At 64.3% G+C, this 22,352-nt stretch carries 17 protein-coding genes; 7 read left to right on the forward strand and 10 right to left on the reverse strand.

Annotated elements, in window-relative coordinates:
• The first annotated feature begins 10 nt into the window (after nt 1–10).
• Both prsR and AC56LW_RS13380 read left to right on the forward strand, forming a co-directional pair.
• Nucleotides 11–1,375 (forward strand): PEP-CTERM-box response regulator transcription factor, encoded by a 1,365-nt coding sequence (gene prsR, locus AC56LW_RS13375; RefSeq protein WP_332531826.1) that lies wholly within the window; start codon nt 11–13, stop codon nt 1,373–1,375.
• Complete coding sequence (locus AC56LW_RS13380; protein ID WP_499634961.1) at nt 1,372–2,808, forward strand: NosD domain-containing protein; 1,437 nt, start codon at nt 1,372–1,374, stop codon at nt 2,806–2,808. Before prsR ends, AC56LW_RS13380 begins: the two co-directional genes overlap by 4 nt.
• Nucleotides 2,809–2,814: 6 nt before the next feature.
• Here the strand turns inward: AC56LW_RS13380 and AC56LW_RS13385 are convergent, their stop codons facing one another.
• The 10 genes from AC56LW_RS13385 to AC56LW_RS13430 form a co-directional block, all read right to left on the reverse strand.
• The gene (locus tag AC56LW_RS13385; RefSeq protein WP_499634964.1) at nt 2,815–3,708 is read right to left on the reverse strand and encodes a hydrolase 1, exosortase A system-associated; all 894 of its coding nucleotides are present in this window, start codon (nt 3,706–3,708) and stop codon (nt 2,815–2,817) included.
• A complete protein-coding gene (locus tag AC56LW_RS13390; RefSeq protein ID WP_499634967.1) occupies nt 3,698–4,555 on the reverse strand; it encodes a hydrolase 2, exosortase A system-associated in 858 nt (285 codons plus the stop codon). Before AC56LW_RS13390 ends, AC56LW_RS13385 begins: the two co-directional genes overlap by 11 nt.
• Nucleotides 4,552–4,800 carry an acyl carrier protein gene (locus AC56LW_RS13395; RefSeq protein WP_332531829.1) on the reverse strand — a complete coding sequence of 83 codons (249 nt, stop codon included), beginning with the start codon at nt 4,798–4,800 and terminating at the stop codon, nt 4,552–4,554. Before AC56LW_RS13395 ends, AC56LW_RS13390 begins: the two co-directional genes overlap by 4 nt.
• Before the next feature lie 51 nt (nt 4,801–4,851).
• Nucleotides 4,852–6,312: an oligosaccharide flippase family protein gene (locus AC56LW_RS13400; RefSeq protein WP_332531830.1), complete on the reverse strand. Its 1,461-nt coding sequence runs from the start codon at nt 6,310–6,312 to the stop codon at nt 4,852–4,854.
• A 90-nt stretch (nt 6,313–6,402) separates the two neighbouring features.
• The gene (locus AC56LW_RS13405) at nt 6,403–7,548 is read right to left on the reverse strand and encodes a glycosyltransferase family 4 protein (RefSeq protein WP_332531831.1); all 1,146 of its coding nucleotides are present in this window, start codon (nt 7,546–7,548) and stop codon (nt 6,403–6,405) included.
• A gap of 161 nt (nt 7,549–7,709) precedes the next feature.
• Entirely contained in the window at nt 7,710–10,022 is a 2,313-nt protein-coding gene (locus AC56LW_RS13410; RefSeq protein ID WP_332531832.1) for a hypothetical protein, read from the reverse strand.
• Nucleotides 10,023–10,296: 274 nt separating this feature from the next.
• Entirely contained in the window at nt 10,297–11,328 is a 1,032-nt protein-coding gene (locus AC56LW_RS13415) for a GNAT family N-acetyltransferase (protein ID WP_499634971.1), read from the reverse strand.
• The gene (locus AC56LW_RS13420) at nt 11,325–12,533 is read right to left on the reverse strand and encodes an aminotransferase class I/II-fold pyridoxal phosphate-dependent enzyme (RefSeq protein ID WP_499634974.1); all 1,209 of its coding nucleotides are present in this window, start codon (nt 12,531–12,533) and stop codon (nt 11,325–11,327) included. The genes AC56LW_RS13415 and AC56LW_RS13420 overlap by 4 nt, the downstream gene beginning before the upstream one ends.
• 14 nt (nt 12,534–12,547) lie before the next feature.
• Nucleotides 12,548–13,474, reverse strand: coding sequence for a glycosyltransferase family protein (locus AC56LW_RS13425; RefSeq protein ID WP_499634976.1), 927 nt, complete (start codon nt 13,472–13,474; stop codon nt 12,548–12,550).
• Nucleotides 13,475–13,589: 115 nt separating this feature from the next.
• The gene (locus AC56LW_RS13430; protein WP_499634979.1) at nt 13,590–15,716 is read right to left on the reverse strand and encodes a hypothetical protein; all 2,127 of its coding nucleotides are present in this window, start codon (nt 15,714–15,716) and stop codon (nt 13,590–13,592) included.
• 216 nt (nt 15,717–15,932) lie between these two features.
• Between AC56LW_RS13430 and AC56LW_RS13435 the strand changes: the two genes are divergently transcribed.
• The 5 genes from AC56LW_RS13435 to AC56LW_RS13455 all read left to right on the forward strand — a co-directional run bounded on the left by AC56LW_RS13435 (nt 15,933) and on the right by AC56LW_RS13455 (nt 22,349).
• On the forward strand, nt 15,933–16,979 hold the full coding sequence (locus AC56LW_RS13435; protein WP_499634982.1) for a glycosyltransferase family 2 protein: 1,047 nt from the start codon (nt 15,933–15,935) through the stop codon (nt 16,977–16,979).
• Nucleotides 16,976–18,721 (forward strand): arsenate reductase/protein-tyrosine-phosphatase family protein, encoded by a 1,746-nt coding sequence (locus AC56LW_RS13440; RefSeq protein WP_499634985.1) that lies wholly within the window; start codon nt 16,976–16,978, stop codon nt 18,719–18,721. Before AC56LW_RS13435 ends, AC56LW_RS13440 begins: the two co-directional genes overlap by 4 nt.
• A gap of 2 nt (nt 18,722–18,723) precedes the next feature.
• The gene (locus AC56LW_RS13445; RefSeq protein WP_499634988.1) at nt 18,724–19,722 is read left to right on the forward strand and encodes a polysaccharide deacetylase family protein; all 999 of its coding nucleotides are present in this window, start codon (nt 18,724–18,726) and stop codon (nt 19,720–19,722) included.
• 14 nt (nt 19,723–19,736) lie between these two features.
• The gene (locus AC56LW_RS13450) at nt 19,737–20,666 is read left to right on the forward strand and encodes a glycosyltransferase family 2 protein (RefSeq protein ID WP_332531840.1); all 930 of its coding nucleotides are present in this window, start codon (nt 19,737–19,739) and stop codon (nt 20,664–20,666) included.
• A gap of 81 nt (nt 20,667–20,747) precedes the next feature.
• Nucleotides 20,748–22,349 carry an acyl-CoA ligase (AMP-forming), exosortase A system-associated gene (locus AC56LW_RS13455; protein ID WP_499634992.1) on the forward strand — a complete coding sequence of 534 codons (1,602 nt, stop codon included), beginning with the start codon at nt 20,748–20,750 and terminating at the stop codon, nt 22,347–22,349.
• Nucleotides 22,350–22,352 lie beyond the last annotated feature (3 nt).

The following is a 22,352-nucleotide window of genomic DNA, read 5'->3' on the forward strand; positions in this document are numbered from 1 at the left end:
AAGGACAACTGTGAGTCAAAACAAACCGAAACTGCTGATCATCGAAGACGATCCGGGCCTGCAAAAGCAGCTGCGCTGGAGTTTCGACGCGTATGACGTGGTGGTCGCCGACGACCGCGAAAGCGCGCTGGCGCAGATCCGCCGCCATGAGCCGGCCGTGGTCACGATGGACCTGGGCCTGCCGCCCGACCCGGACGGTTCGACCGAAGGCCTGGCCACGCTGAAGCAGATCCTGGCGCTGGCGCCGGAAACGCGCGTGATCGTCCTGACCGGCAACCAGGACCGCGCCAATGCGGTCAAGGCAATCGCCATGGGCGCCTACGACTTCCACCAGAAGCCGCCCGAACCCGAGGTGCTCAACCTGGTCATCCAGCGCGCGTTCTTCCTGCACAATCTGCAGGAAGAAAACCGCCGCATGCAGTCTGGCCAGGCCGACTCGCCGATGGCCGGCGTGATCAGCCGCGATCCCGGCATGCTCAAGCTGTGCCGCAGTATCGAGAAGGTCGCCCCCACCTCGGCCTCGGTGATGCTGCTGGGTGAATCGGGCACCGGCAAGGAAGTGCTGGCGCGTGCAGTGCACGCGATCTCGCCGCGCGCCAAGGAGCGCTTCGTGGCGATCAACTGCGCCGCGATTCCCGAGAACCTGCTCGAGAGCGAATTGTTCGGCTACGAAAAAGGCGCCTTCACCGGCGCAGCCAAGCAGACCAAGGGCAAGGTCGAGCTGGCCCACGGCGGCACCTTCTTCCTTGATGAAGTGGGCGACCTGCCGATGGCGCTGCAGGCCAAGCTGCTGCGCTTCTTGCAGGAGCGCGTGATCGAGCGCATCGGCGGGCACGAAGAAATCCCCGTCGATGTGCGCATCGTCTGTGCAACGCACCAGAAGCTCAAGGAATTGTGCAGCACGGGGCGCTTCCGCGAGGACTTGTATTACCGCCTGTCCGAGATCGTCGTGACGATTCCGCCGCTGCGCAACCGCCAGGGCGATGCGGCCCTGCTGGCGCACCACTTCAAGAACAAGTTCTGCGCCCAGGAATCGCGCCCGACGCTGCACTTCTCGCCGGACGCAATCGCGGCAATCGAAGCCTATGCCTGGCCGGGCAATGTGCGCGAGATGGAAAACTGCGTCAAGCGCGCCGTGATCATGGCCGATGGCCCGACCATCGTGGCCGACGACCTGGGCCTGCCCGAAGGCGACACGCCGGTCGAGGAGCCGCTGAACCTGCGCCAGGTGCGCGATGAAGCGGAGCAGGGCGCCATCGTCAAGGCGCTGGCGCGCGCGGACGGCAATATCGTCAAGGCCTCGGAAATGCTGGGTATCAGCCGTCCGACCATGTATGACCTGATGAACCGCCACGGCATCAAGAGCGGGACATGAGGCCCGTCGCCCGCCTGGTGCTGGGCGCGGCACTACTAGGTGCATGCGGGGTAGTGTCGGCACTTTTTGTGGTCGAACGCATGGGCGTGGCGCCGCGCGCGCTGGCGCCATATGTCGAAAAACGCAGCAGCGGCCACAACCCCGCCATCGTCGGCGCCGGTCAGTACGCCAGCCGCATGCTGGTGGCGCTGGACCGTGGCGAGGTGCGCCAGGTGCTGCAGGCCGAGTTGCATGCTCTGACGCTGGGCGCACAGCCAGTGGCCGTGCCCGACACCGGCGGCGCGCAACGCGTCGATGTATTCGACATCGATGGCCTGCGCGCGGCCATGAAAGAGGCCGAGCCTGGCACGGTCATCACGCTTGCACCCGGCACCTACCGCATTGGCGGGCGCGCGCTTGACGCCAACCGTTCAGGAAGCGCAGGAGCGCCGATCGTGGTACGAGCCGCGCAGCCCGGCAGCGTCACGCTGATCTCGAGTGCGCTCATGGCGGTCAAGGTCGGCGCGCCCTACTGGCACTTCGAAAACCTGACCATTGAAGGCGCATGCGAGCGTGACGACGATTGCGAGCACGCGTTTCAGGTGGTGGGCGCGGCGAGCCACTTTGCGGCGGTAAACAATACCATCGGCGGGTTCAACGCCCACTTCAAGATCAATGGCAGCAAAGGCCGCTTTCCGGATCACGGCCTGATCGACGCCAATACCCTATTCAATCCGGCGCCGCGCGCCACGCGCAACCCTGTGACGCCGATCGACCTGGTCGCGGCCAGCCACTGGACTATCCGCAGCAATATCATCCGTGATTTCATTAAGCTGCATGGCAACCAGATCAGTTATGGCGCGTTCGCCAAAGGCGGCGGCAGCGGCAATGTCTTCGAACGCAACCTGATCTGGTGCGAACGTGAGCTGACCGCCCAGCCTGGCCAGCGCGTCGGCTTGTCGCTGGGCGGCGGCGGCACCGGCAAATCTTCTTGTCGCGATGGCCGCTGCATCACCGAACAGGATGGGGGCGTGCTGCGCGCAAACCTGATCGTCGGCTGTTCTGATGCCGGCATCTATCTTAATAGCGCGGCAGGCAGCCGGATCGAGGACAACACCGTGCTCGACACCAGCGGCATCGATGTACGCTACCCGACCAGCAGCGCCCAGCTCGACGGCAACCTGGTCGACGGCCCGATCCGGGCGCGCGACGGCGCATTGCTGCGCCTGCACGACAATCGCGATGCGGGGCTGTGGAGATCGTTCGTGGGCGACCATCCGGTGCGTGCGCTGTTTGCCGCGCCCACCCGGGGCGACTTCGGCTGGGCCGGCGATGCGCCGCTGCGGGCCGATGGGCCGGCGCAGGAATCTCGCGAGGACTTATGCGGTGCTGCACGCGGCGCCACACGGATCTATGGCGCGTTTGAAGACTTTACCGCCTGCCGGCGGCCGTAGCCGCGCTTACCAGGATCGCAGCCAGTCGGCCGTCCAGCGCGCGACCTGGTCACGCCATTCGCGGCGCGAGAACGTGTGGTCGGCGCTGTCGATCTGGTAACGCCGTACGCGCGGCGGTGCCAGCGTGCGGCGCCAGTGCGCATCGGCATCGGCCAGGTCAGAAAACTCGCGGGCAGTCAGGTCGGAGCCCGACAGCACCAGAAGAATCGGGCCGCCAAAGTCGCGCAGGCCGGCATGCATCCGGTCCGGAAGCGAGCACGCTGGCCCCGTGGACTGCGCCGGCCCGGGCTGGCGCGCAGCCTGGCGCGTCAGCGCCACCAGTGACGACAGGGATTTACGCCACGAGAACTGGCCACTGAGCACACGCCGCCAGAAGGCGCCGTTGCGCAGCTGGGCACTGTAGTAATGGCGCAGCGTGGCGCGTGCCAGTCCTTCGTCGGTACGCACCCACGGATTAAGCAGCACCAGGCCGGCCACGCGTGCATCCCGCGCGGCATACATGCCGATGGCCGACGCTGCGTCGCACAGTCCCCACAACACCACTTCGCGCAGCGCGGGCACGGCGGCCAGCATGGTGTCAATCGCCGCGCGCAGGTCGTCTTCGACGTCGTCGAAGGCCCGCACCATGCCGCCGCTGTCGCCCATGCCGCGATAGTCGAAGCGAAACGCGGCGATGCCCTCCTGTGCCAGGCTGCGCGCCAGCAGAGTGAACTGACGGTGACTGCCAGCCCGGTACTGCGGCCCGCCGACCACGATCAGCACGCCGCGCGCGCTGGGCGCGGGGGGCAAGGTCAGGATGCCATACAGCCGCTCGCCGCCGCCGTCAAACGCCAGGGCGCGTTCATCGACTGCACCGCCATGGGCAGGTACCGGCAAGGTCTGCACGTCGTCAAGTTCCATCGACGCGCGCCTCCAGCGCCAGTACCGTGGCCTCGACCCAGGCCGCGTTTTCGGTGATCTCGCTGGTCGACCAGAACGGTGCGCACGCGACCGGATGCAGGCGCAGGTCAACTCCCTTGCCCTGCCAGGCAACTTCAGCACGCGCGGCGCCCGGCGCCGGGCCCTGATTGCTGCCCGTAATGGCCTCGATCCAGTCGACCGGACAGGCCGGCGCAGCCGCATCGAGTGGTGCCAGCGCATCGAGCGCCGCAGCCAGTTGCGGATGGAGGTCATAGCCGGCGATTTCCAGTACTTCACCATCATGCAAGGCGTTGCGCAGAGCTTGCGTGCTGCCGGGCGCGCTGGTACTGGGCTCGCCTTCGGCCAGCATGGCGCCGGCCAGTCGCAGGCGCAGGAACTGGGTCAGGTGGTTCGAGCCAGTGAGCACAGGCTGCCATAGCAGCAGGCCGTCGACCGAATGGGGCGCCTCGCGCGCGTAATCAAGTGCGAGCAGTGCGCCAAGGCGCAGGCCCCACAGCCGCAATGGGCCGTCGAAGCGTTCGCGCAGCCAGCGCGCGCCGGCGGCCAGATCAGCCTTCCACAGCGCCCAGCGGGCATCGCCAAAGTCGCCACTGCTGTCGCCGCAGCCGGCCAGGTCGATCTGGAGCACGGCATGGCCGGATGCCGCCAGCGCGCGCGCGCCGAGCGCGGCCATGCGCCGGGTGCGGTTCATTTCTTCGGCAAACGGATGCACGTACAGGACCGCGCCACGGCAGCGGCCGGCAGGCGGGTGATACAGGCAAAAGCGCTGCCCGTCTTCCATTTTCAGGAAAAACGGTTCGGCAGGCCGCGCCACGGCGACAGTCATGGGGCGCGCTTGTCAGCCACGAATGCCGTCAGGCTCCCCAAGGTGGCGAAGGTGCTGGCGCTGATGTCGTCATCGTCGATCGCGATGTCGAAGTGTTCTTCCAGCGCGGCAATGAGGCTGATCACCGCCATCGAATCGAGTTCCGGCAGCGCGCCCAGCAGGGCTGAGTCGGCAGTCAGGTGACGACCGTTCTCACCCAGGCTGAGGACGTCGGTCAGGATGGTCTTGATTTCTTCGAAATACATGCGAATTCCATTCCAGTGGGCGCCGCAAGTCGCCGGCGCACTCGGTTACGTTTATGGATTGGGGCGAAGCAGCGCCAGCCGGGCCTTGATTGGCGCTGCCAGTCGGTGCACCTCGTCCACCAGTTCATGGCGCGTCAGGCGCAGCAGCAGGTACCAGACCGCCGCCAGCGGCAGCCCGATGATCAGCAGGCGGACTAACGGCGGTAGTATTGCTGGCACCAACGCCTGCAACAGCAGGGCGGCAGCACAGCAGCCGATCGCCACGAGCGCGCTTGGCGCCAGTGCGCGCGCCAGGTGCCCCATGCTGAGACCGAAATAACGGTTTTGTTGGTACATCACCAGTGGCATAGTAACGATCGTCGCGGCGCATAGCGCCCAAGCGAAGCGCACCAGTGAGCCATCATACATCAGCACGCCGAAACCGATGCGGGCGGCCAGTGAGACTAATGTCGGCACCGCGCTAAGGTAGGGCCGGCCGATCGCGAGTATTGCCAGGGGGATGTAGTGGAAGGTCATGCCCACTGCCGCCGCCAGCGCCAGCGGCAGGATGGCTGGAACGGCGGTAGCCCAACTAGGACCGTATAGCGCCGCCACAATATCTTCTCCCAGTATTGCGGTCAGCGCCAGTGCGGCCCAGCCGATACCGGTTAGCAGCACAGTAGCGCGGGTTAAGGTTGGCACCAGCGACTCGCTGCGGTGGAAAATCTGGGCCAAGTAGGAGATCGCCCCATAGCTTACCGTGGAGCCGGCAATCATGATAAATATCTGCACAGTTGAATTGGCACGGCTGAGCAGGCCTACCTGGCTGGCCGACCCTAGTTTGCCGAGCAGAATGTCAGGAATGGCGTTATTAATCGCCCCGGCCATGTTCGCTAGAAGCGAACCGGCACCGAAATTGACTACGCTGCGCCAGTGCGCCACCGATGGCAGCCACGGCAGCTTAGCCGGACGCAGTGGGATATAGGCCAGCACGCAGGCCGCGATATTGATCAGGTTAGCCCAGGCCAAGCTCAAGCTGCCAAAACCGAGCTTCGCCAGCAGCAGGCAGCTTACGCAAAAGCTGATGGTGCCGACGGCGTTGACGATGGCCTGTTTTTCAGCGGCGAACTCGCGCGCCAGCAGCGCTGAGGTGACTGAGCCGAAAGGAATCAGCACGAAGCCCAGAGCGAGAACGCGCATTACCGGCACGATCTCAGGTTCGGCAAACCACGTGCCAAGCGCATTGCTGGCCAGGAATAGGCTTAGGGCGATCACCCACGAAGTCGTATAGACGACGCCGGTGGCCGAGCGGATCTTGTCGGGACTAAGGTCGGCTTCGCGCTGCAGGTACTGAGTGACACCGAAATCGCGGAACACATGGGCGAAGTTAACGAACACCAGCGTCATCGAGTAGATCCCGATTTCGCTGGGACTGAGCATGCGCGCCAGGATCACGCTGACCACAAACTTCAGCACGGTCGAGCCGGAAGTCGAGAAAAAATTGATAATCAGCGAGCGGCGCAGGTTCGCCATAGGGTAAACGGACTAAAGAGTGAGGAATGAAGTGTCGTGGCGGGCGACGCGCTCGCAAGCTCGAAAGAGCTGCGAGCAGCCTTGCGGTGACTAAATGAAACGCACGATGTGGTAAGCAAATTCCTTGCTGTAATGCACAACATTATATTCCTTATCGACATGCGCACGCGCGTTCATGCCGTGTTTTTTCGCCAGTTCTGGGTCGTCCACATAGCGCAGCACCGCCTGCCGGAAAGCATCGAAATCGTTCAGCGGAATGACCGCACCAGTCGCGCCGTCGAGGATGGTTTCGCTTGGACCCATAGCTGCGCTGGCAACCACCGGCACCGCACACGACATGGCTTCCACCACCGCCAGGCCAAAGCTTTCGCGCTCTGCACCGTGCACCATCAGGTCGGCTCCCTGATACCATGGCAAAACATTGTCCTGGCGCCCAGCAAACACGACCACATCCTGCAGTCCGAGCTCGGCCACTAGTGCCTTCCAGCCCGCCACTAGCTCGCCGTCGCCGACATACACGAAACCGATAGCGCGTTCGGGCCGGGCCTGATGCACTTGGTGGATCATGCGGATCAGCTGCTCAACCCGTTTTTCGGCGCGGGCCTGGGATACGGCCAGAATCCAGAAGCGCCCGGGCGCCAGGCCAGTCTGGGTGCGCGCGGCGGCCTGGTTGCCCGGGATGAAGCGTGCGGTATTGATGCAGTTGGTCATCAGCACTACGCGTCGTGCCGGCAGCATCGCGTAGTCGAGCAAGAATCGTTGTTGTCCCTTGGAGTTGGCCAAGTGCAAGTCGTGCATCTGACGTCCCAGCACGCGCCGCATCAGGAATTTTGCGCTGCGCTTGAGCAAGCCGTCACGGCGGCTGAGGTCGAAGCTGTCGTTTTCGGTATTGAGCGTGCGCACGCCGAGTCGGCGCAGTAGATCCAGGCAGACCGTCTCAGGCATTGCGCTCATGAACACGATCACCTTGACGCGGTAGAGCAGGACGAAGTCCTCGATCGCAGCGCGGCCCTGCGGTGAGTTGTCATAGCAGTCAAGTTCAACAGCCGCCATGTGGCGCAGTGCATAGCTGGGATTGCCGCTAAGTCTGGGGAATGCCATATAGGGCCGGGCCTTGCCAGCCAAATGGGCGCTGACCTCATCACGCAGGTAGGCAATATGGTTCCATACGTATCCTGTGTCGTCCGGATAGCGCATTGTGAAGATGACACCTGGTAGATCTTGCTGAGTGCTCATCTGTTAATGTAGAAGTATTAATATAATGCAATCATATCCTATTGCGGCGTTATCTTGAAGGCGCAAGTGCGCGCGACGGGCACAGTCCGGACGCACAATGAAAAAGGCCTTCTACTGTAGTGGAAGGCCTTGGCTTGCCAATTGTCGTCGGCTGCGCCTAATCAACGTGGGATAATATTCCACTGCGGGCCGTTGATATACTTCGGCTTGGCATCGCGGCTGCTGAAAAGGCTCCATGCCTCTCGCGCATTCGGGATGCCGGCCGTCGCAGCCACCGCCAAGGCCGGCTGCAGGTTGGCTGGATAGCCGAGCGTTGAATCGGCGTAGCCATCCATGCGGCGCGGGCCCCAGATAAAATTGGAGGAAGCGTTGAACCAGTTCGCCATCGCCTGACTGGCGCATGGCTGGTCGATGAAGCGCAGGCCCTGCGGATGCTTTGCCACGCCGCCTTCGTTGGCGATGCTCTCGCCGCTGAAATTAGCCAGATAGACTTTTTCCAGGCTATCGTATACCGGGGACTTGGCGTCGTCGCGGATTTTGAGCGAGTAGGCAGAAGCCTTGATCCAGCAGAACCCCGGGGTAGTCATGCGGCCTACCGGATACTTGGCTTTCCACTGCAGAATCGGCTGCGCCTTCTCGAAACCAAGTTCGGCCAGGTAACCGAAGCTCCAGGTGAGGTAATCGTCCTGCCATGGCGCCGAGCCGCCGATTTGGAACGCGCTAGCGCCGGAGCCGTCGTATATGCCTAACTGGTTCGGATTGCCGACCACATAGGTGTCATGATAAAAGGCCATGTTGTTATCGAGCTGCTTGGTGAAGTAATCCTTCAGTGGGTGCGCATCGGGCGTAATGTAGGCGGCGTGGCCAAGCGTACGCAGCGCCCATGCCTGGCCGCGCACCTGGTGCCAGCGCAGCAGGCCCTTGCCTCGGCCCGAGTTGCCCGGATCGGTGCCGAGCGGGTTCCAGGCGGCCCAGAACTGCAATTCCTCCAAATAGTAGTAGTCGCCAGTGAGCAGGTAGGGCAAGTAAGCCAGCGAGGGCTGGTGGGCGACATCCGGCGAGTACGGGGTAGCGGCGAAACGGGGCGCAGGCAGTGGGCCGACGTTGAGCAGGTTGCCGTGGGTCGTCACGTTTTTGTTCGCTTCGTTATCGACCCGCAACGGCTGGCCGGTGCTTTCGTCGCGGTAGTGGATCGACCAACTGCCAGAACCTTCGGCCGCTGCCATCATGGCGTCGCGGGCACGCTTGTCCAGCGACAGCAGGTAAGACACCGACCATATCGGCAGCGGACCGATGTCCCCGCGCCCGCCGGTAGTACCCATATAGGCGACCACGGGCCCGATCGTCATCGGACCGGTATTATTGGCATTGAGACTCTTGGCAAATGTGGCCAGCAGGCCTTCAGACGGCTTGCTGGTCTGGTCGTAGTTCGATACCGCTTTCGAAGCGATCAGGTAGGCCACGTTCGGGCGGACATGGATAGACGGTGCGCTGGCGCCGTTCCACCAGGCGCTCTGGTGCCAGCGCGCGCGATGGTAATGCTTCAGGCCGGTCTTGGCATAGACCGAACGACCGCCGACGTCAATGGCCACGTCGTAGTCCAGCACATAGGCGCCGGACTGGAAGGTCTTGGCATTCTCGAGCGTGACATCGACGCGTGCCTGCTTAGACAGGCCCGGATACCAGCGCACGGCGAAGCTGGCACTCAGTTGCGGGTGAGAGGAACCATCAGCTGCCTTGAGCGGCGTCGAGACGATCCATTCATTGGCGACGGCGCCGGACAGCCAGATGACTGGCTTGGGCGCGACCAGGGCCTGGGCCAGCGTGGCGCTATAGCGAACCCCGCCCAGCGTTGCCGCCACATTGCTGCTCAAGCCGCTTTGAGCCAGGTCCTGCAGTGTCATGCCGCTTTGTTTCGACAGACGCGATTTGACAAGCTGGATTTTCTCGATCTGGCCGGCGGCCAGCTTCGGCAGGATGCCGGAAATGATTACGTGGCGCACCGAACCATCGGCATGGCTCGCCTTGACGTCAGTCTGCAGAAACAGCACAGTGCCGTTGGTCAGGCGCGCCGCCAAGCCTTCATCTTTGCCCAGTTGACCGGGCGCGATCACTTGGCCGAACGTGAATGGCACATTGGTCTGGGCCGTGCCTTCGTTCTCGATTTCAAAGTCGGTCAAGACCGGGCCGGCGATAATCGCGTCCGGGGCAGACGGTGTGAATGGACTTAAGACGGCTGGGTTGGCGAGTCTGTCGGGCAGCTTGGTGACAGTATTGGCCGCTGAAATGTTCGCGTCCTGCGCTACCAGCTCCGCCACAGGTGCAACGGCACCGCCGCCACCGCAACCGCCCAGCAGGGCCAGGCCCAGAAACTTAGCGCCAATCAGCGCAATGCGCTGCGAACGTGGCAAAGCAGTCGGCGCGGCTGCATTGCCGGCGAGCGCACGGCTCGTGTGGAGGTCGATGGAGGTCATATGAGTACTGGGAAGAAGTTTTCTTGGGAGAACTGAACTTTACTCCCAGAAACTCTTTCCGTACTCCAATTTTCGCTTGATTTGCTTATTTTCTGCGCAGAAACAACGAAAATAGCAGATTGAAAAGCAACAAACGCAATGAAAGTCAAGCGAAAATTACATCAACCGGTAAAAATCAGTCAATAAAAATACGTTTTGAGCATATTAGTTGTATCAAAAAACATAGTGCAGAGGTGCTAGCGCGCTGCAAGTCGGCGACACAGCGAAAAACCAGTCAGCGCCCGGCGTGCAGGCGTCTGATCCATGGCCAACGGTAGGCATTGAGGTGGTAAAGCACCCGGGTTTCCTCGCTCCAGCGCCGATGCCATTCCATCACGCGACCGTAGAATTCGATGCGCTCGATTTGTCGCGCGCCAAAGATGTCGCGTACTGCCTCTTCGCGCATCAGGAGCGCTGGTGACAGCTGGCCTCCGGCACCGCCCAAGTGTTGCTCGAGTTGCTCGTCGTAGGCCGTTTTAAGCACTACCAGACAAGCGCCGCCCGCGATGCACAGGTCCATTGCCGCCAGCTGCTCGCCGATCCAGTAACGGTATACGCGGGCGCCACCGCTGGCCGCGAACTTTTCAAGCAGAGCACGGTAGAAGCGACCTTGCTGGTTGGTGCCGGCGACGGCGGTGCCGTCGGCGCCCTTCCAGCCGGTGCTTTCCAGTCGACCGTAGTCCTCGACCACGGCCGCCATTTCGTCCACAGCCGTGCTTAGCTGCAGGCGTGTGACGACGCCGTCTTCCGCCAGGCGCTTGCGCTGCTTGCGCAGATTAGTGCGCAGATTTTTGCCGCGTGCATGCCAGTAATCATCGAAACTGCCGGCGACACTGATGCGGGCCGTTTCGATATAGTCCAGAGTGCGTAGCGCAGGGCCGTCGGCCGGGCGCGCCATTAGCATCGGGTCGCATTGGGTCAATCCCAGCACCAGCGCCGGACCGGGCAAGGCGCGCAGCAGTGCGGGCAGGCTTGCCGGGCGTGCGTGTGCGTCGCGCTGCAGCCAGAATCCGAGCGGGGCCTGGGCTGGCTGAAACGTGTGCCAGGCGCCGGCCCGGCCAGGCGCCAGAATGGCCATCGCGTCGACCTGGCCCGCCTGGGTGTGCCAGGCAAGTTGTTCCCGGCCGCTGCCGTAGACGGCCAGGGCGGCCGTTATGAATTCAGGCGCCAGCAGTGGCGAGGCGGCACTGGCATGGTGCAGCTCGCGCCACCGCGTAGCGTGCGCCGGGCCGGCCAGTGCGCGCGCCGGGACCATGCTCCAGCTCATGTCGGCGCCCTTGCAGTCTGCTCCAGCGCGACGCGCACTGTGTCGGCCAGCCAGGCGCTTTCGGCATCGTTCAGCTCCTGGTGGCACGGCAGGCCGAATAACTGCCGGCCCAGCGCCGCGCTGTTGGCGCAAGTGGCGGCGTCCACGCCTGGCCACAGGCTGGCTCCGAAGCGGACCATTGGTACGCCAGCGGCCTGCAGGCGGGCGAACAGCGCCTCGGGATACTCGGCCAACAGCGGAAACACCCAGGGGCAGGCCCCGTCCGGCAGTGTGGCGAACAGCGCGCTCCAGCCGGGCGCTCCGGCCAGCGCGCTTTCCAGCGCAAGGTAATTGCGCCGGCGGCGCGCGACGATACGCGCGCCGCCGGCCAGGCGCAGAACCGCGCGCGAAAACCAGGACGAGCGCTTATCGACCCAGCGCGGGTCGAATTCGACACTGCTGTCGGACGAGGCGGGCGCCAGCACCGGGGCTGTTCCTCCCCCGGCGATCCTGGCGCTGCGCTGCTTCATGCGGGTCCACAGTGTGCCCTTGAGCTGCAGCGGCAAGGCCAGCATCAGGCGCAGCGGCGTCAGGCGGCCGTAGGAAAAAGCCGATTCGAGCGCACCCAGTGCGGCCTTGGCTTCGAAGCCGGCGCCAGCGCCATGCAAATGCCCGGGCAACTTGTGACGGCGCGATACCAGACACCCACCTTCAAAAATCGGGAAGAACTTCATGCTGCTGCCGATCGCATAGTCGCCGCTGGAACCGACTGCGACGCCGTCATGCGCGCCAAAGAAGCAGTGGGCGCAGTCCTCGACCAAGCCGATCCGGTGGGTGTCGCACAAGGCGCGCAGTCCCGTCAAATCTTGAGGAAAACCGAAGAAATGGGTAACTATCACGGCTTTGACACGCGGCCCGAGCAAGCGCGTGATGTCGTCCAGATCTGCCGTAGTGTCGGAATGGATACGGTAAAAGATAACACTGGCGCCACACCAGTGTATCGGTGGAATCATCGAAAGGCTGTGGTAGGCCGGCACCAGCACCGTGTCGCCGGGACCAATGCCGAGCGCGCGTAGCGCCATGCCGATCGCAATCCGTCCGCTTGAGACCAGTTGCACTGCATTGCCGTCGAGTAGCGAGGGTAGCGCCGGCCGGGCTCGGCCACCGAAGCTAGCCAGGGCCAGCACCGGCACCGGAGGGATAAGGCGCCGCATCGGCTCTCGCATCGCGCAGTCCTGGCTCAGTTGACCCGCGCGACGTCGATCAAACCGAGCGCCTGGCGGGTGGTGGCCTCGTACTTGCCATCGATGAAGCGCATTGAGCCAATGAAGTGAAAGAATGCGGTGTCTGCCGTGGCCAGGTCGGGCGTGCCGTATCTCGGGAATGGCAGCGGCTGGGTACCGGTAGCGTTCGAAACCAAGTAGTTCGAGGTAACTTGTTCGGTGCCCCAGCGCTTCCAGTTGGCGCCCAGTTTCGCATTCATGCGCCGCGAAAAGTCGATCATGGTGTCTTGCATCGTGGCCGAGCGCGGGAAACCGGTAAAGCCCGAGCAGCCGCGAATGTAGCGCGCATCCTGCGGCAGGCCGACGTTGACCATTTCGGTTTCGGCAATGCCTTGGATATGCGCGTCAGGTGCCATCCAAGGCAGCGCATTTTCGCGTACCGCTGGTAGCAGGCGGATCGGTGTATCGGTTGCTTCGCCGATCACGAAACCATGGCCGGCTTGGATCGCGGCCAACACTTCCGGAATCGGCTGCACGGTCAGAGTGTCGGCGTCGAGCTGCACTACATAGTGTTCACGCGCCAGCCCGGCGATCGCAAATAATCGCTCCCATGTGCCGCCGCGCGGCATGTCGGGATGGGTGAACTCGTCGGCATGCCGCAGTTCGATATGCGGCACATGGCGCACTAGTAGCGCGCGGTCGTCATCGGTAATTGAGGGATCGCACACCACCACGATGCGCTCGGGATTGGCGAAATGGATGAACGACTTGAGCGCCACCAGGTAGGGCACCACGTCGCGCGAATGCACCATCGACAGCAGCAAGAAGGGCAGCGTGCCGCGCGTAGCTGGCCGGGTCGCCAGCACCTTGCGCGCCGCTTTCAGGTAACGCGCGCGGAAGTGGTCGCGCTTGAGACGCTGGATCACCCTGGTGAAGAACGACATCCGTGCTAACTCCTGTATTGTAAGAAAGGGCTAAAAGATAATTTATTGCTTGATCGCACAATATTATAGTACGCAATCCACTCAACAAATTTCCTGATTGACAATTTTTAAGAACTTATGGTGTTGCATCCCGTACCCGCCGTGTAACACTTTTCTCGTTCGACCCGACCGGCGCCACGCGCGGCACGATTGCCCATTGCGGGGCACCGCCATAGTTGGGCTTGTTGGCGCGGCCGGCGAAAATGGCCCAAGCGCGCTCGGCGCCGTCAATCCCGTAGGTCGCTGCCAGCGCCAGTGCTGGCTGCATATTGGCCGGGAAACCGTTCGCTGAACTGGCGTAGCCGGCCATGCGCCCGCGCTCCCAGCCATGATTGCTGGCGGCCGACAACCAGTCAGCCTGAGCTTGGCTGGCACACTCCTGGTCAATGTAGCGCAAGCCCTGCGGATGCTTGATCACTTTGCCGTCGGCGGCAATGCTGTCGCCGCCGAAATTAGCGGTGTAGAGCCGGGCAAAGTTATCGAACGGTGGCGATCCCTTGTCGTCACGGAATTTTAGGCTGTATGCCGCGCCCTGGATCCAGCAATAGCCAGGTGCAGTCATGCGTCCGACCGCATACTTGGCCTTCCATTCGAGAATCGGCAGCGCTTTAGAAAAGCCGAGTTCGGCCAGATGGCCGAAGCTCCAGGTCAAAAAGTCGTCCTGCCAGGGCGCTGAGCCGTTGATTTGGAAGGCGCGCCGGCCGGAGCCGTCGTACAGGCCCAACCGGTTTGGATTGCCGGCCACATAGGCCGCATGATAGAAAGCCAGGTTGTTGTCCACCTGTTTGGTGAAATAGGCCTTGAGAGGATGGGCATCGGGCGTGATGTAGGCGGCGTGGCCGAGCGTGCGTAGCGACCAGGCCTGGCCACGCACCTGCTGCCAGCGCACGAGGCCCTGGCCGTCGCCGGCGTTGCCCGGATCGGTGCCAAGTGGATTCGATGCGGCCCAGAACTGCAGCTCTTCCAAGTAGTAATAATCACCCGTGAGCAGGTAGGGCAGGTAGGCCAGCGAGGGCTGGTGCGAGGTGTCGGGGCTGTAGGGCGTCTTGCACGAGCCGTCCGCAGCGCAGCGCGGCACCGGCAGTGGCCCACGATGCGCCAGGTTGCCATGGGTTGTGATGCCTTTGTTGGCGGCGCTGTCGGTGCGTACCGGGTAGCCCGTCCTTTCGTCGCGGTAATGGATCGGCCAGCTGCCCGAGCCGTCTGCCGCTGCCATCATGGCGGCGCGCGCGCGCGCATCCATCGACAGCAGGTACAGCACCGAAAAGCCCGGCAAGGGCCCGATGTCGTTACGCCCGCCGGCGGTGGGCATATATGCGGTGAGCGGGCCGATTTTCATCGGACCGGCCTCCTTGGTATCCAGGCGCTTGCCAAGCGCGTCAAGGGCGCGGCCGTCGGGTATTACACTGAGGTCGTAGTTCGGCACCGCGCCAGTGGCGATCAGATTGGCAACATCGGGCTGCAGGTGCAGCTCCGGGGCGCGCTGCGGATCCCACCAGGTGCTGTGGCGCCAGCGCGCATGGTGATAATGGGACAGGCCAACCAGCGCGTAGGCGAGGCGGCCCGCGATCTCGATTTCGACATCGTAGTCCAGGTTACGCGCGCCAGCCGCGAAGGTCTTGGCGTTCTCGATGATGACGTCGATCCGCGCTTGCTTGGTCAGCGCCGAATACCATCGCACGTCGAAACGCACGGTAAGCAGGGGGTGAAGCTGGCCAGCGGCGTTCTTCAGGGGAACATCGAGCAGCCATTCGCTGACAACCGGACCCGACAGCCAAGCGCTGGCCTTGTCAGCGGCCAGCGCCTCGGTCAGCGAGGCTGTGTAGCGAGCCCCGTCGACAGCAATCGTCACCTTGCCGTCCAGTCCCGCCGAAGCCAGCTGGCGCAGGCTGGACGGGCGCACCGGTGCTGGCGCGGCGGCCGGCAGCAGTTCGAGCCTGGTTAGCTGACGCGGTGCCAGTTCGGGCAGCACGCCCGACACGATGGCATGGCGCACCGAGCCGTCGGCATGGCTGGCCTTGACGTCGGCCTGCAGCGCCACCGCGGCGCCGTTGGCCAGGCGTCCGCTCAAACCCTGCCCGGAGCGCAGGCGGCCTGGCGCAAAAGCTTGGCCAAAAGTGAATGGAGTGCCGGATTGGGCGGCCCCAGTGTTCAGTATCCCGATGCTGGTGAGTGTGCCTTCGGCCCCGGAAGTGGCTGCCAAGGCTGGCGCACCTGCGTACAGCGCTGCGGCCAGCAGAGCTAGGCCGGCCCAGTATTGGATGATCCTTTCACGCATTGGCATAGTTGTGTACGATCCCTGTTGAATGTAGAAACTTGCCGTGGCGCGGCATTGCGTGCAAGACTCTGCAACACTATATATTATAATTGCAACATTTCCTGCGGAACACACCGCGACCTCTGGTCTGAAGGCTAAGAATTGTCCTCCCACGATACCACCACCCTTCCCGGCAACCCGTCCAGTAGCCAAAGCGACGCGACGGCGACATGCCGGATCTCGGTCATCATCCCGACCCGAAACCGCCACGTCCTGCTCGAACGCGCGCTGGTTCGGATTCGGGCGCAGCGCTTTGCCGATTTTGACGTCATCGTGGTTGACGACGCCTCCGATGGCACTACCCGCGCCGCCTATCCTGCCCTCTGGAAGCAGCTCGACAGCCGGTTTCGCCTGATCGAGCTGGGCGCTTCCGGCGGTCCCGGGAGCGGCCCGTCACAGGTGCGCAACGCCGGCATCGCGGCGGCGAGTGGCGCCATTGTGACCTTCTGCGACGACGACGATTTCTGGACCGGCGATGGCCACTTGGCTGCCATGGCCGAGGTGTTCGATGCGGATCTGAAGGTGGACCTGTATATCGCAGACCAGACCGCAGTCGCATCCAGCGGCAGCGTCGAGCGCGCGCGCTGGTTGCCGCAACTGACGGCGCTGGTCGGCAGCCAGCCGCGCGCGCATGCTCACGGCTACCTGGTCGACCTGGACCAGCTGGTGCGTGGCGGTGGTTTTGCCCAGCTCAATATCGTGGCCGTCAGCCGCACCACCGCCCAGGCCATCGGTGGCTTCTGGACCCGTACTTCGTATGAAGAGGACCGTGACTTCTTCTGGCGCGCCGCCGACGCCGCGCGCGCCATTTTCTACAATCCTGAAGTCGTGGCCCAGCACAATGTGCCGGATCCGACACGTCAGGACAACCTGTCGCGCAGCTTTTTCCAGGCCGAACGCTGGCTGCTGTCGGCGCTGGTCTCACAGCATATCGCGCTGAGCGTTGAAAGCGCCCCGATCCGCGCCCTGTGCCACTCGTATGAGGGCGATATCCTGCGCCGCCTGTCGCGCCATCTGTCCGACGCCGGGCGCCACGCGCTGGGCCTGCAGTATGCGCGGCGCGCCCTGGCGGCGCGCCTGTCGTTCAAATGGGCTCTATACACGCTTGGGCTGGCCGCGCGCCAGCTGCTGCGCGGGAGGCAGGCATGAGGGCGCGCGACAAGGTGCTCGTGATCGGCGACGATACGCGCAGCTTCCTGGCCACCGTGCGCTCGCTCGGGCGCCAGGGCCTCGAGGTACATGCGGCGCCGTTTGATTTCGGCGCGCCAGCGCTGGCCTCGCGCTATATCACGACCACTCATTTCCTGCCGTATTACCTCGACGGTGGGCTCGCCTGGCTGGATGCGATCCAGACCCTCCTGCGCGAACACCGATTCGCGATGGTCGTGCCGTGCGATGAGCGCGGGCTGCTGCCGCTGTGCCTGCACCGCGATGTGCTGGCGCCCCTGTCCGCACTGGCGATCCCTTCGCCCGAGGCGCTCGACGTCTATTTCGACAAGGTGCGCACGCGCGAACTGGCCCAGTCCTGCGATGTCGCAGTGGCGCACGGGCGCATGCTGGCGCCCGACGACAGCGTCGAGCGCATCGAGGCCGATATTGGCCTGCCGGTGGTCATCAAGGAACCGATGTCGTATGCGCTGCCCGAGCTCTATGTGCGCACCAGCACCCGCATCGTCGAGACCCGCGCCGCCTTGCAAGCCTGGCTGGACAAGCACGACCACGGCGCCGGTCCGATTCTGCTCGAGCAGATGTTCCCTGGCGCTGGCGTCGGAGTGTCTGTCCTGTGTCACAAAGGCGCGGTGCTGCAGGCGTTCGAGCACCAGCGCGCTCATGAACTCAACGGCAGCGGTTACTACCGCAAGAGCATGCCGCTCGACCCGGCGCGCCTGGCTGCAGTCGAGCGTATGGTGCGCGCCAGCCACTATACCGGCCTGGCAATGTTCGAATTCAAGGTCGGGCCCGATGGCTGGATCCTGATCGAGGTCAATGCGCGTCCCTGGGGTTCGCTGCCGCTGCCAGTATCGATCGGGGTTGATTTCCCATACCGTCTCTATCTGCTGCTGGCGCTCGGCCAGGCGACCGTGCCCGTGTCCTATCCGGCCGGGCGCTATTGCCGCAACTTGGTACTCGATATGTGGCAGGCGCGCTCGGCTGCAGCCGGCATGACCCGTACCCCGCTGAAACTGGCGGCGCACTGCCTGTCCTGGGCCTGGGGCCTGCACCGGGTCCTGATCGGACGCGAGCGCCAGGATACCCTGGTGCTGGACGACCCACGACCGGGCTTGCGCGAATTGCGTGAGCTGATCGGCGGCCGCATGGGCGCGCTGCGCGAACGCCTGAGGCCGGCGGCAGTGCCCCTTGGCGCCGGGCTGGAGCGCCGCCTGGCCGAACTGGTCGATGGTGCCGGTGGCCGTCCGCTCGAAGTTCTGTTCATTTGCCAGGGCAATATCAATCGCAGTAGCTACGCCGAGCTGAAAGCTGGCCAGCTGTTCGATGCGGCCCACCTGCGCTTCTCGTCGGCCGGCATGCTGCCACGTAACCGGCGCGGCTCGCCCGCTGTCGCGATTGGCGCCGCCGCCCGGCATGGGGTGTCGATGTCGGCGCATCGTTCGCGCCATGCCAGCGCCGAGTTGCTCGAGGCGGCTGACCTGGTGATCGCATTCGACCACATCAACCTTGACGCCGTGGCAGCGCGCTATCCGCACTTGCGCCATCGCATCTTTTTGCTGGGCGACGTACTCCCTGCCGGCGACAGCCAGATCCGCGATCCCGAGGGGCGCGACGAAACCACCTTCCTGACAACCTACCAGCGCATCGACGACTGCCTGACCGCGCTGGCGCGGTCTGCTGGCGCGTCCGATGCGCAGCTGCGGAAAACCACCACATGTTAGGCATGCATAACCCTGTCCCGGCGCGCCTGTCGCCGAACGAACGCCCGGTGATGCTCGTCATCATCGACACCGAGGAGGAATTCGCCTGGGACCGGCCGTTCGACCGCGCCAGCACCGGCACCGGCTCGATTGCCAGCCAGCCGCTGATGCACCAGCGTGTGTTCGACGAATTCGGGATCGTGCCGACCTACGTCATCGACTGGCCGGTGGCCACCACGGCGGAATCGGTGGCCGTGCTTCGCGGCATGATGGATGAGGGGCGCTGCGAGATCGGCACCCACTTGCACCCCTGGGTCTCGCCGCCGCATGATGAAGAGGTGTCGCGCTTTAACTCCTATGCAGGCAACTTGCCGCGCCAGCTCGAGTATGACAAGCTACGCCTGCTAACCGAGGCGATCACGCGCTCGTTCGGCCGCGCGCCGGTAGCGTTCAAGGCTGGTCGCTACGGGCTGGGCGCGCACACCGCCGAATCGATCGCAGCACTTGGCTACCGGATCGATGCGAGCGTGGTGCCCTACACCTCGTTCATCCACGACGACGGTCCCGATTTCAGCGCTTTCGACGAGCATCCCTACCGCTTTGAAGCAGGCGGGCGCACGCTGCTCGAGCTGCCGGTCACTACCGGCTACGCCGGGTGGCTGCGCAGCCACGGCCCGGCGTTGTATGCGCTGGCCCAGCAACCGCTGGCGCGTACGGCGCGCCTTGGCGGCATCCTGGCGCGCAGCGGCGCGCTCGAACGGATCCGCCTCAGTCCCGAAGTGGCCACCGGCGCCGAGATGCGGCGCCTCTCGACCGCCCTGCACCGAGACGGCTGCCAGGTGTTTTCGCTGACCTACCACAGCCCGTCGATGGCGCCGGGGCATACGCCGTATGTGCGCGACGCGGCCGACCTGGAACGCTTCATTGCCACAGTGCGCGACTACTGCGCCTGGTTCCGCGACGAGCTGGGCGGCCAGTTCATGAGCATGACCCAGCTCGAAGCGAGGCTGGCCGCGTCATGAACCAGGACTTAGCCATGCCGACATTTTCCGTTATCATCCCGACCTACAACAATGGGTCGACGCTGGCGCGCGCCATCGAATCAGTGCTGGCCCAGACCCATGCCGCACACGAGATCATCGTCATCGACGACGGATCGAACGACGACACCGCCGGGGTGGTGCAAGCATTCGCCGGCAGAATCATCTACCTGCACCAGTCCAATGCCGGGGTCTCGGCGGCGCGCAATCGGGGCATGGAAGCGGCCAGCGGCGACTGGCTGGCCTTCGTCGATGCCGACGACGAATTCACACCCGACCGGCTAGCACTGCACGCCGCCTGGATCCGCGACGAACCTGACCTCGATTTCCTGCTGGCGGACCAGGAGATGCGCAATCCCGAAGGCAAGCCGATGGGTACCTTCATCGCCCACAGCAAAGCCGGACGCAAGCTGCTGGCGCGCTATCCGCACGCCGAACGCATCCCGCTGGCGGTGGCCGACTTCGAGGACCTGATCGGCGACGGCTTCATGGAAACCCGCACCATCAGCTTCCCGCGCGAGAAATTCTTGCGCTTGGGGGGCTTTCCGGTCGGACACCGGGTGGGCGAGGACCTGCATCTGTTCGTGCGCCTGGTGGCCGACAGCCGCAAGGCCGGGGTGGTGCCGCGCATCGTCGCGCTTTATCATATCTACCCGACCAGCGCCCTGCGCAAGGACCCGGTACGCGCGGTCGAGGATTTCCTGGCCTCGGTCGAGTCGCTCGCGCCGCTGTTGCAGGGCGCACCGGCGCCGGTGCGCGCCGGCTACCGCGCCAAGCGCCACGCGGTGCGCATGCAACTGGCCTACGCCTACCTGCGCGCTGGCCGCCGCACCGACGCTGTACGCGCCGTGCTCGGCTCGCTGATCGACTACCCTCGGCTGCGCACGGTGCGCGACATCCTGTCGGTGGCGCGCGGCTTTAGCTAGGCTGACCGAACTGGTAATATGGCAGATGCGCCCGCGCCGGCGCGCCATCCACTATTGACGCGGGCTGCGGCCCGAATCGCAATGAGCTACCTGATCCACGACAGCATCTTTGACAGTGCAGCGCGCACACCCGGTGCCGAGGCCCTGGCCGACGGCGCGGTGCGATGTACCTACGTCAAACTCGCGCAGCAGGTTAGGGCTGCCGCCGCACTGCTGTTGTCGCACGGCATGCGGCCGGGCGAGCGGATCGCGATTTACATGGAAAAGCGGATCGAAAACGTGGTCGCGATGTTCGGCGCGGCCGCCGCCGGTTGCGTGTTCGTGCCGGTCAATCCACTGCTCAAGCCCGAGCAGGTTGCCTATATCCTGGCCGACTGCAATGTGCGGCTATTGGTGACGACTCCGGAACGCCTGGCGCTGCTCGCGCCCGTACTGGCCGGCTGTCACGACCTGAGTGCGCTGCTGCTGAGCGCCGGCGCAGCGCCAGCGGCGCTGTCGACGGGGCCCGCCATCTTGCACTGGGATGCGCTCGAGGCCCTGCGCGGTGCAGCGTATCAACCACACCGCCGCATCGACACCGATATGGCGGCCATCCTGTACACCTCGGGCAGCACGGGCGCGCCCAAGGGCGTAGTGCTGTCGCACCGGAACATGGTTGCTGGCGCGGCCAGTGTGGCGGACTATCTTGGACTGACTGCCGCCGACCGCCTGCTGGCGGTGCTGCCGCTCAGTTTCGATTATGGCTTGAGTCAGCTCACCACCGCTTTCCTGCGCGGCGCCTCGGTGGTTCTGATGAACCACCTTTTCGCCAGAGATATCGTGGCCGCCGTGCGCGAGCACCGCATAACGGGCCTGGCCGCCGTGCCACCGCTGTGGATTGCGCTGGCGCGCCTGGCCTGGCCGACCGATTGCACGCTGCGCTTCATCACCAATTCCGGCGGCGCCATGCCGGTTGTGACCGTGCAGGCGTTGCAGGCAGCGCTGCCGCATACCGCGATCTTCCTGATGTATGGCTTGACCGAGGCCTTTCGCTCGACCTATCTGCCGCCGGCCGAACTGGCGCGTCGTCCCGGCTCGATTGGGCGCGCGATCCCGAATGCCGAGGTATTGGTGGTGCGTCCGGACGGCAGCCTGTGCGACGCCGACGAGCCGGGCGAGCTGGTGCACCGCGGCGCCCTGGTGGCGCTGGGGTACTGGAATGACCCTGCGCGCACGGCACAGCGTTTCCGCCCGGCGCCTGGCCAGGACCCAGCGCTGCCGTTGCCCGAACTGGCCGTCTGGTCGGGCGATACTGTGCGCCGCGATGCCGATGGCTTCCTGTATTTTGTCGGCCGCGGTGACGAGATGATCAAGGTCTCGGGTTACCGCATCAGCCCGACCGAAGTCGAAAGCGTTCTGCAGGCCAGTGGCCTCGTCAGCGAAGTAGCGGTGTTCGGCGTCGACGATGCGACGCTTGGCCAAGCCATCGTCGCGGTGGCTGTGGCTTCCCCGGATCAGAACGATGCGGCCGCGTTGCTGGCAGCGCTGTTTGCCGACAGCCGGCGCCGGTTACCGGCCTATATGGTGCCAGCGCACATCGTGCTGCACGCCGGCGCGTTGCCGCGCAACCCGAACGGCAAGATCGACCGCAATTTGCTCAGACAGTCGATGTCGTTAATGCAAACACCCCAGACCGGCAGCTAACGC

This window comes from Telluria sp. LT2P80 (assembly GCF_059685955.1).

Bases quoted from the DNA above. Each gene is read 5' to 3' on its own strand.
- AC56LW_RS13390 (WP_499634967.1), bottom strand. From the start codon at position 4,555: ATGACTGTCGCCGTGGCGCGGCCTGCCGAACCGTTTTTCCTGAAAATG.
- AC56LW_RS13410 (WP_332531832.1), bottom strand. From the start codon at position 10,022: ATGACCTCCATCGACCTCCACACGAGCCGTGCGCTCGCCGGCAATGCA.
- AC56LW_RS13395 (WP_332531829.1), bottom strand. From the start codon at position 4,800: ATGTATTTCGAAGAAATCAAGACCATCCTGACCGACGTCCTCAGCCTG.
- AC56LW_RS13405 (WP_332531831.1), bottom strand. From the start codon at position 7,548: ATGAGCACTCAGCAAGATCTACCAGGTGTCATCTTCACAATGCGCTAT.
- AC56LW_RS13440 (WP_499634985.1), top strand. From the start codon at position 16,976: ATGAGGGCGCGCGACAAGGTGCTCGTGATCGGCGACGATACGCGCAGC.
- AC56LW_RS13415 (WP_499634971.1), bottom strand. From the start codon at position 11,328: ATGAGCTGGAGCATGGTCCCGGCGCGCGCACTGGCCGGCCCGGCGCAC.
- AC56LW_RS13380 (WP_499634961.1), top strand. From the start codon at position 1,372: ATGAGGCCCGTCGCCCGCCTGGTGCTGGGCGCGGCACTACTAGGTGCA.
- AC56LW_RS13425 (WP_499634976.1), bottom strand. From the start codon at position 13,474: ATGTCGTTCTTCACCAGGGTGATCCAGCGTCTCAAGCGCGACCACTTC.
- AC56LW_RS13445 (WP_499634988.1), top strand. From the start codon at position 18,724: ATGCATAACCCTGTCCCGGCGCGCCTGTCGCCGAACGAACGCCCGGTG.
- AC56LW_RS13420 (WP_499634974.1), bottom strand. From the start codon at position 12,533: ATGCGAGAGCCGATGCGGCGCCTTATCCCTCCGGTGCCGGTGCTGGCC.
- AC56LW_RS13455 (WP_499634992.1), top strand. From the start codon at position 20,748: ATGAGCTACCTGATCCACGACAGCATCTTTGACAGTGCAGCGCGCACA.
- AC56LW_RS13450 (WP_332531840.1), top strand. From the start codon at position 19,737: ATGCCGACATTTTCCGTTATCATCCCGACCTACAACAATGGGTCGACG.
- AC56LW_RS13385 (WP_499634964.1), bottom strand. From the start codon at position 3,708: ATGGAACTTGACGACGTGCAGACCTTGCCGGTACCTGCCCATGGCGGT.
- AC56LW_RS13400 (WP_332531830.1), bottom strand. From the start codon at position 6,312: ATGGCGAACCTGCGCCGCTCGCTGATTATCAATTTTTTCTCGACTTCC.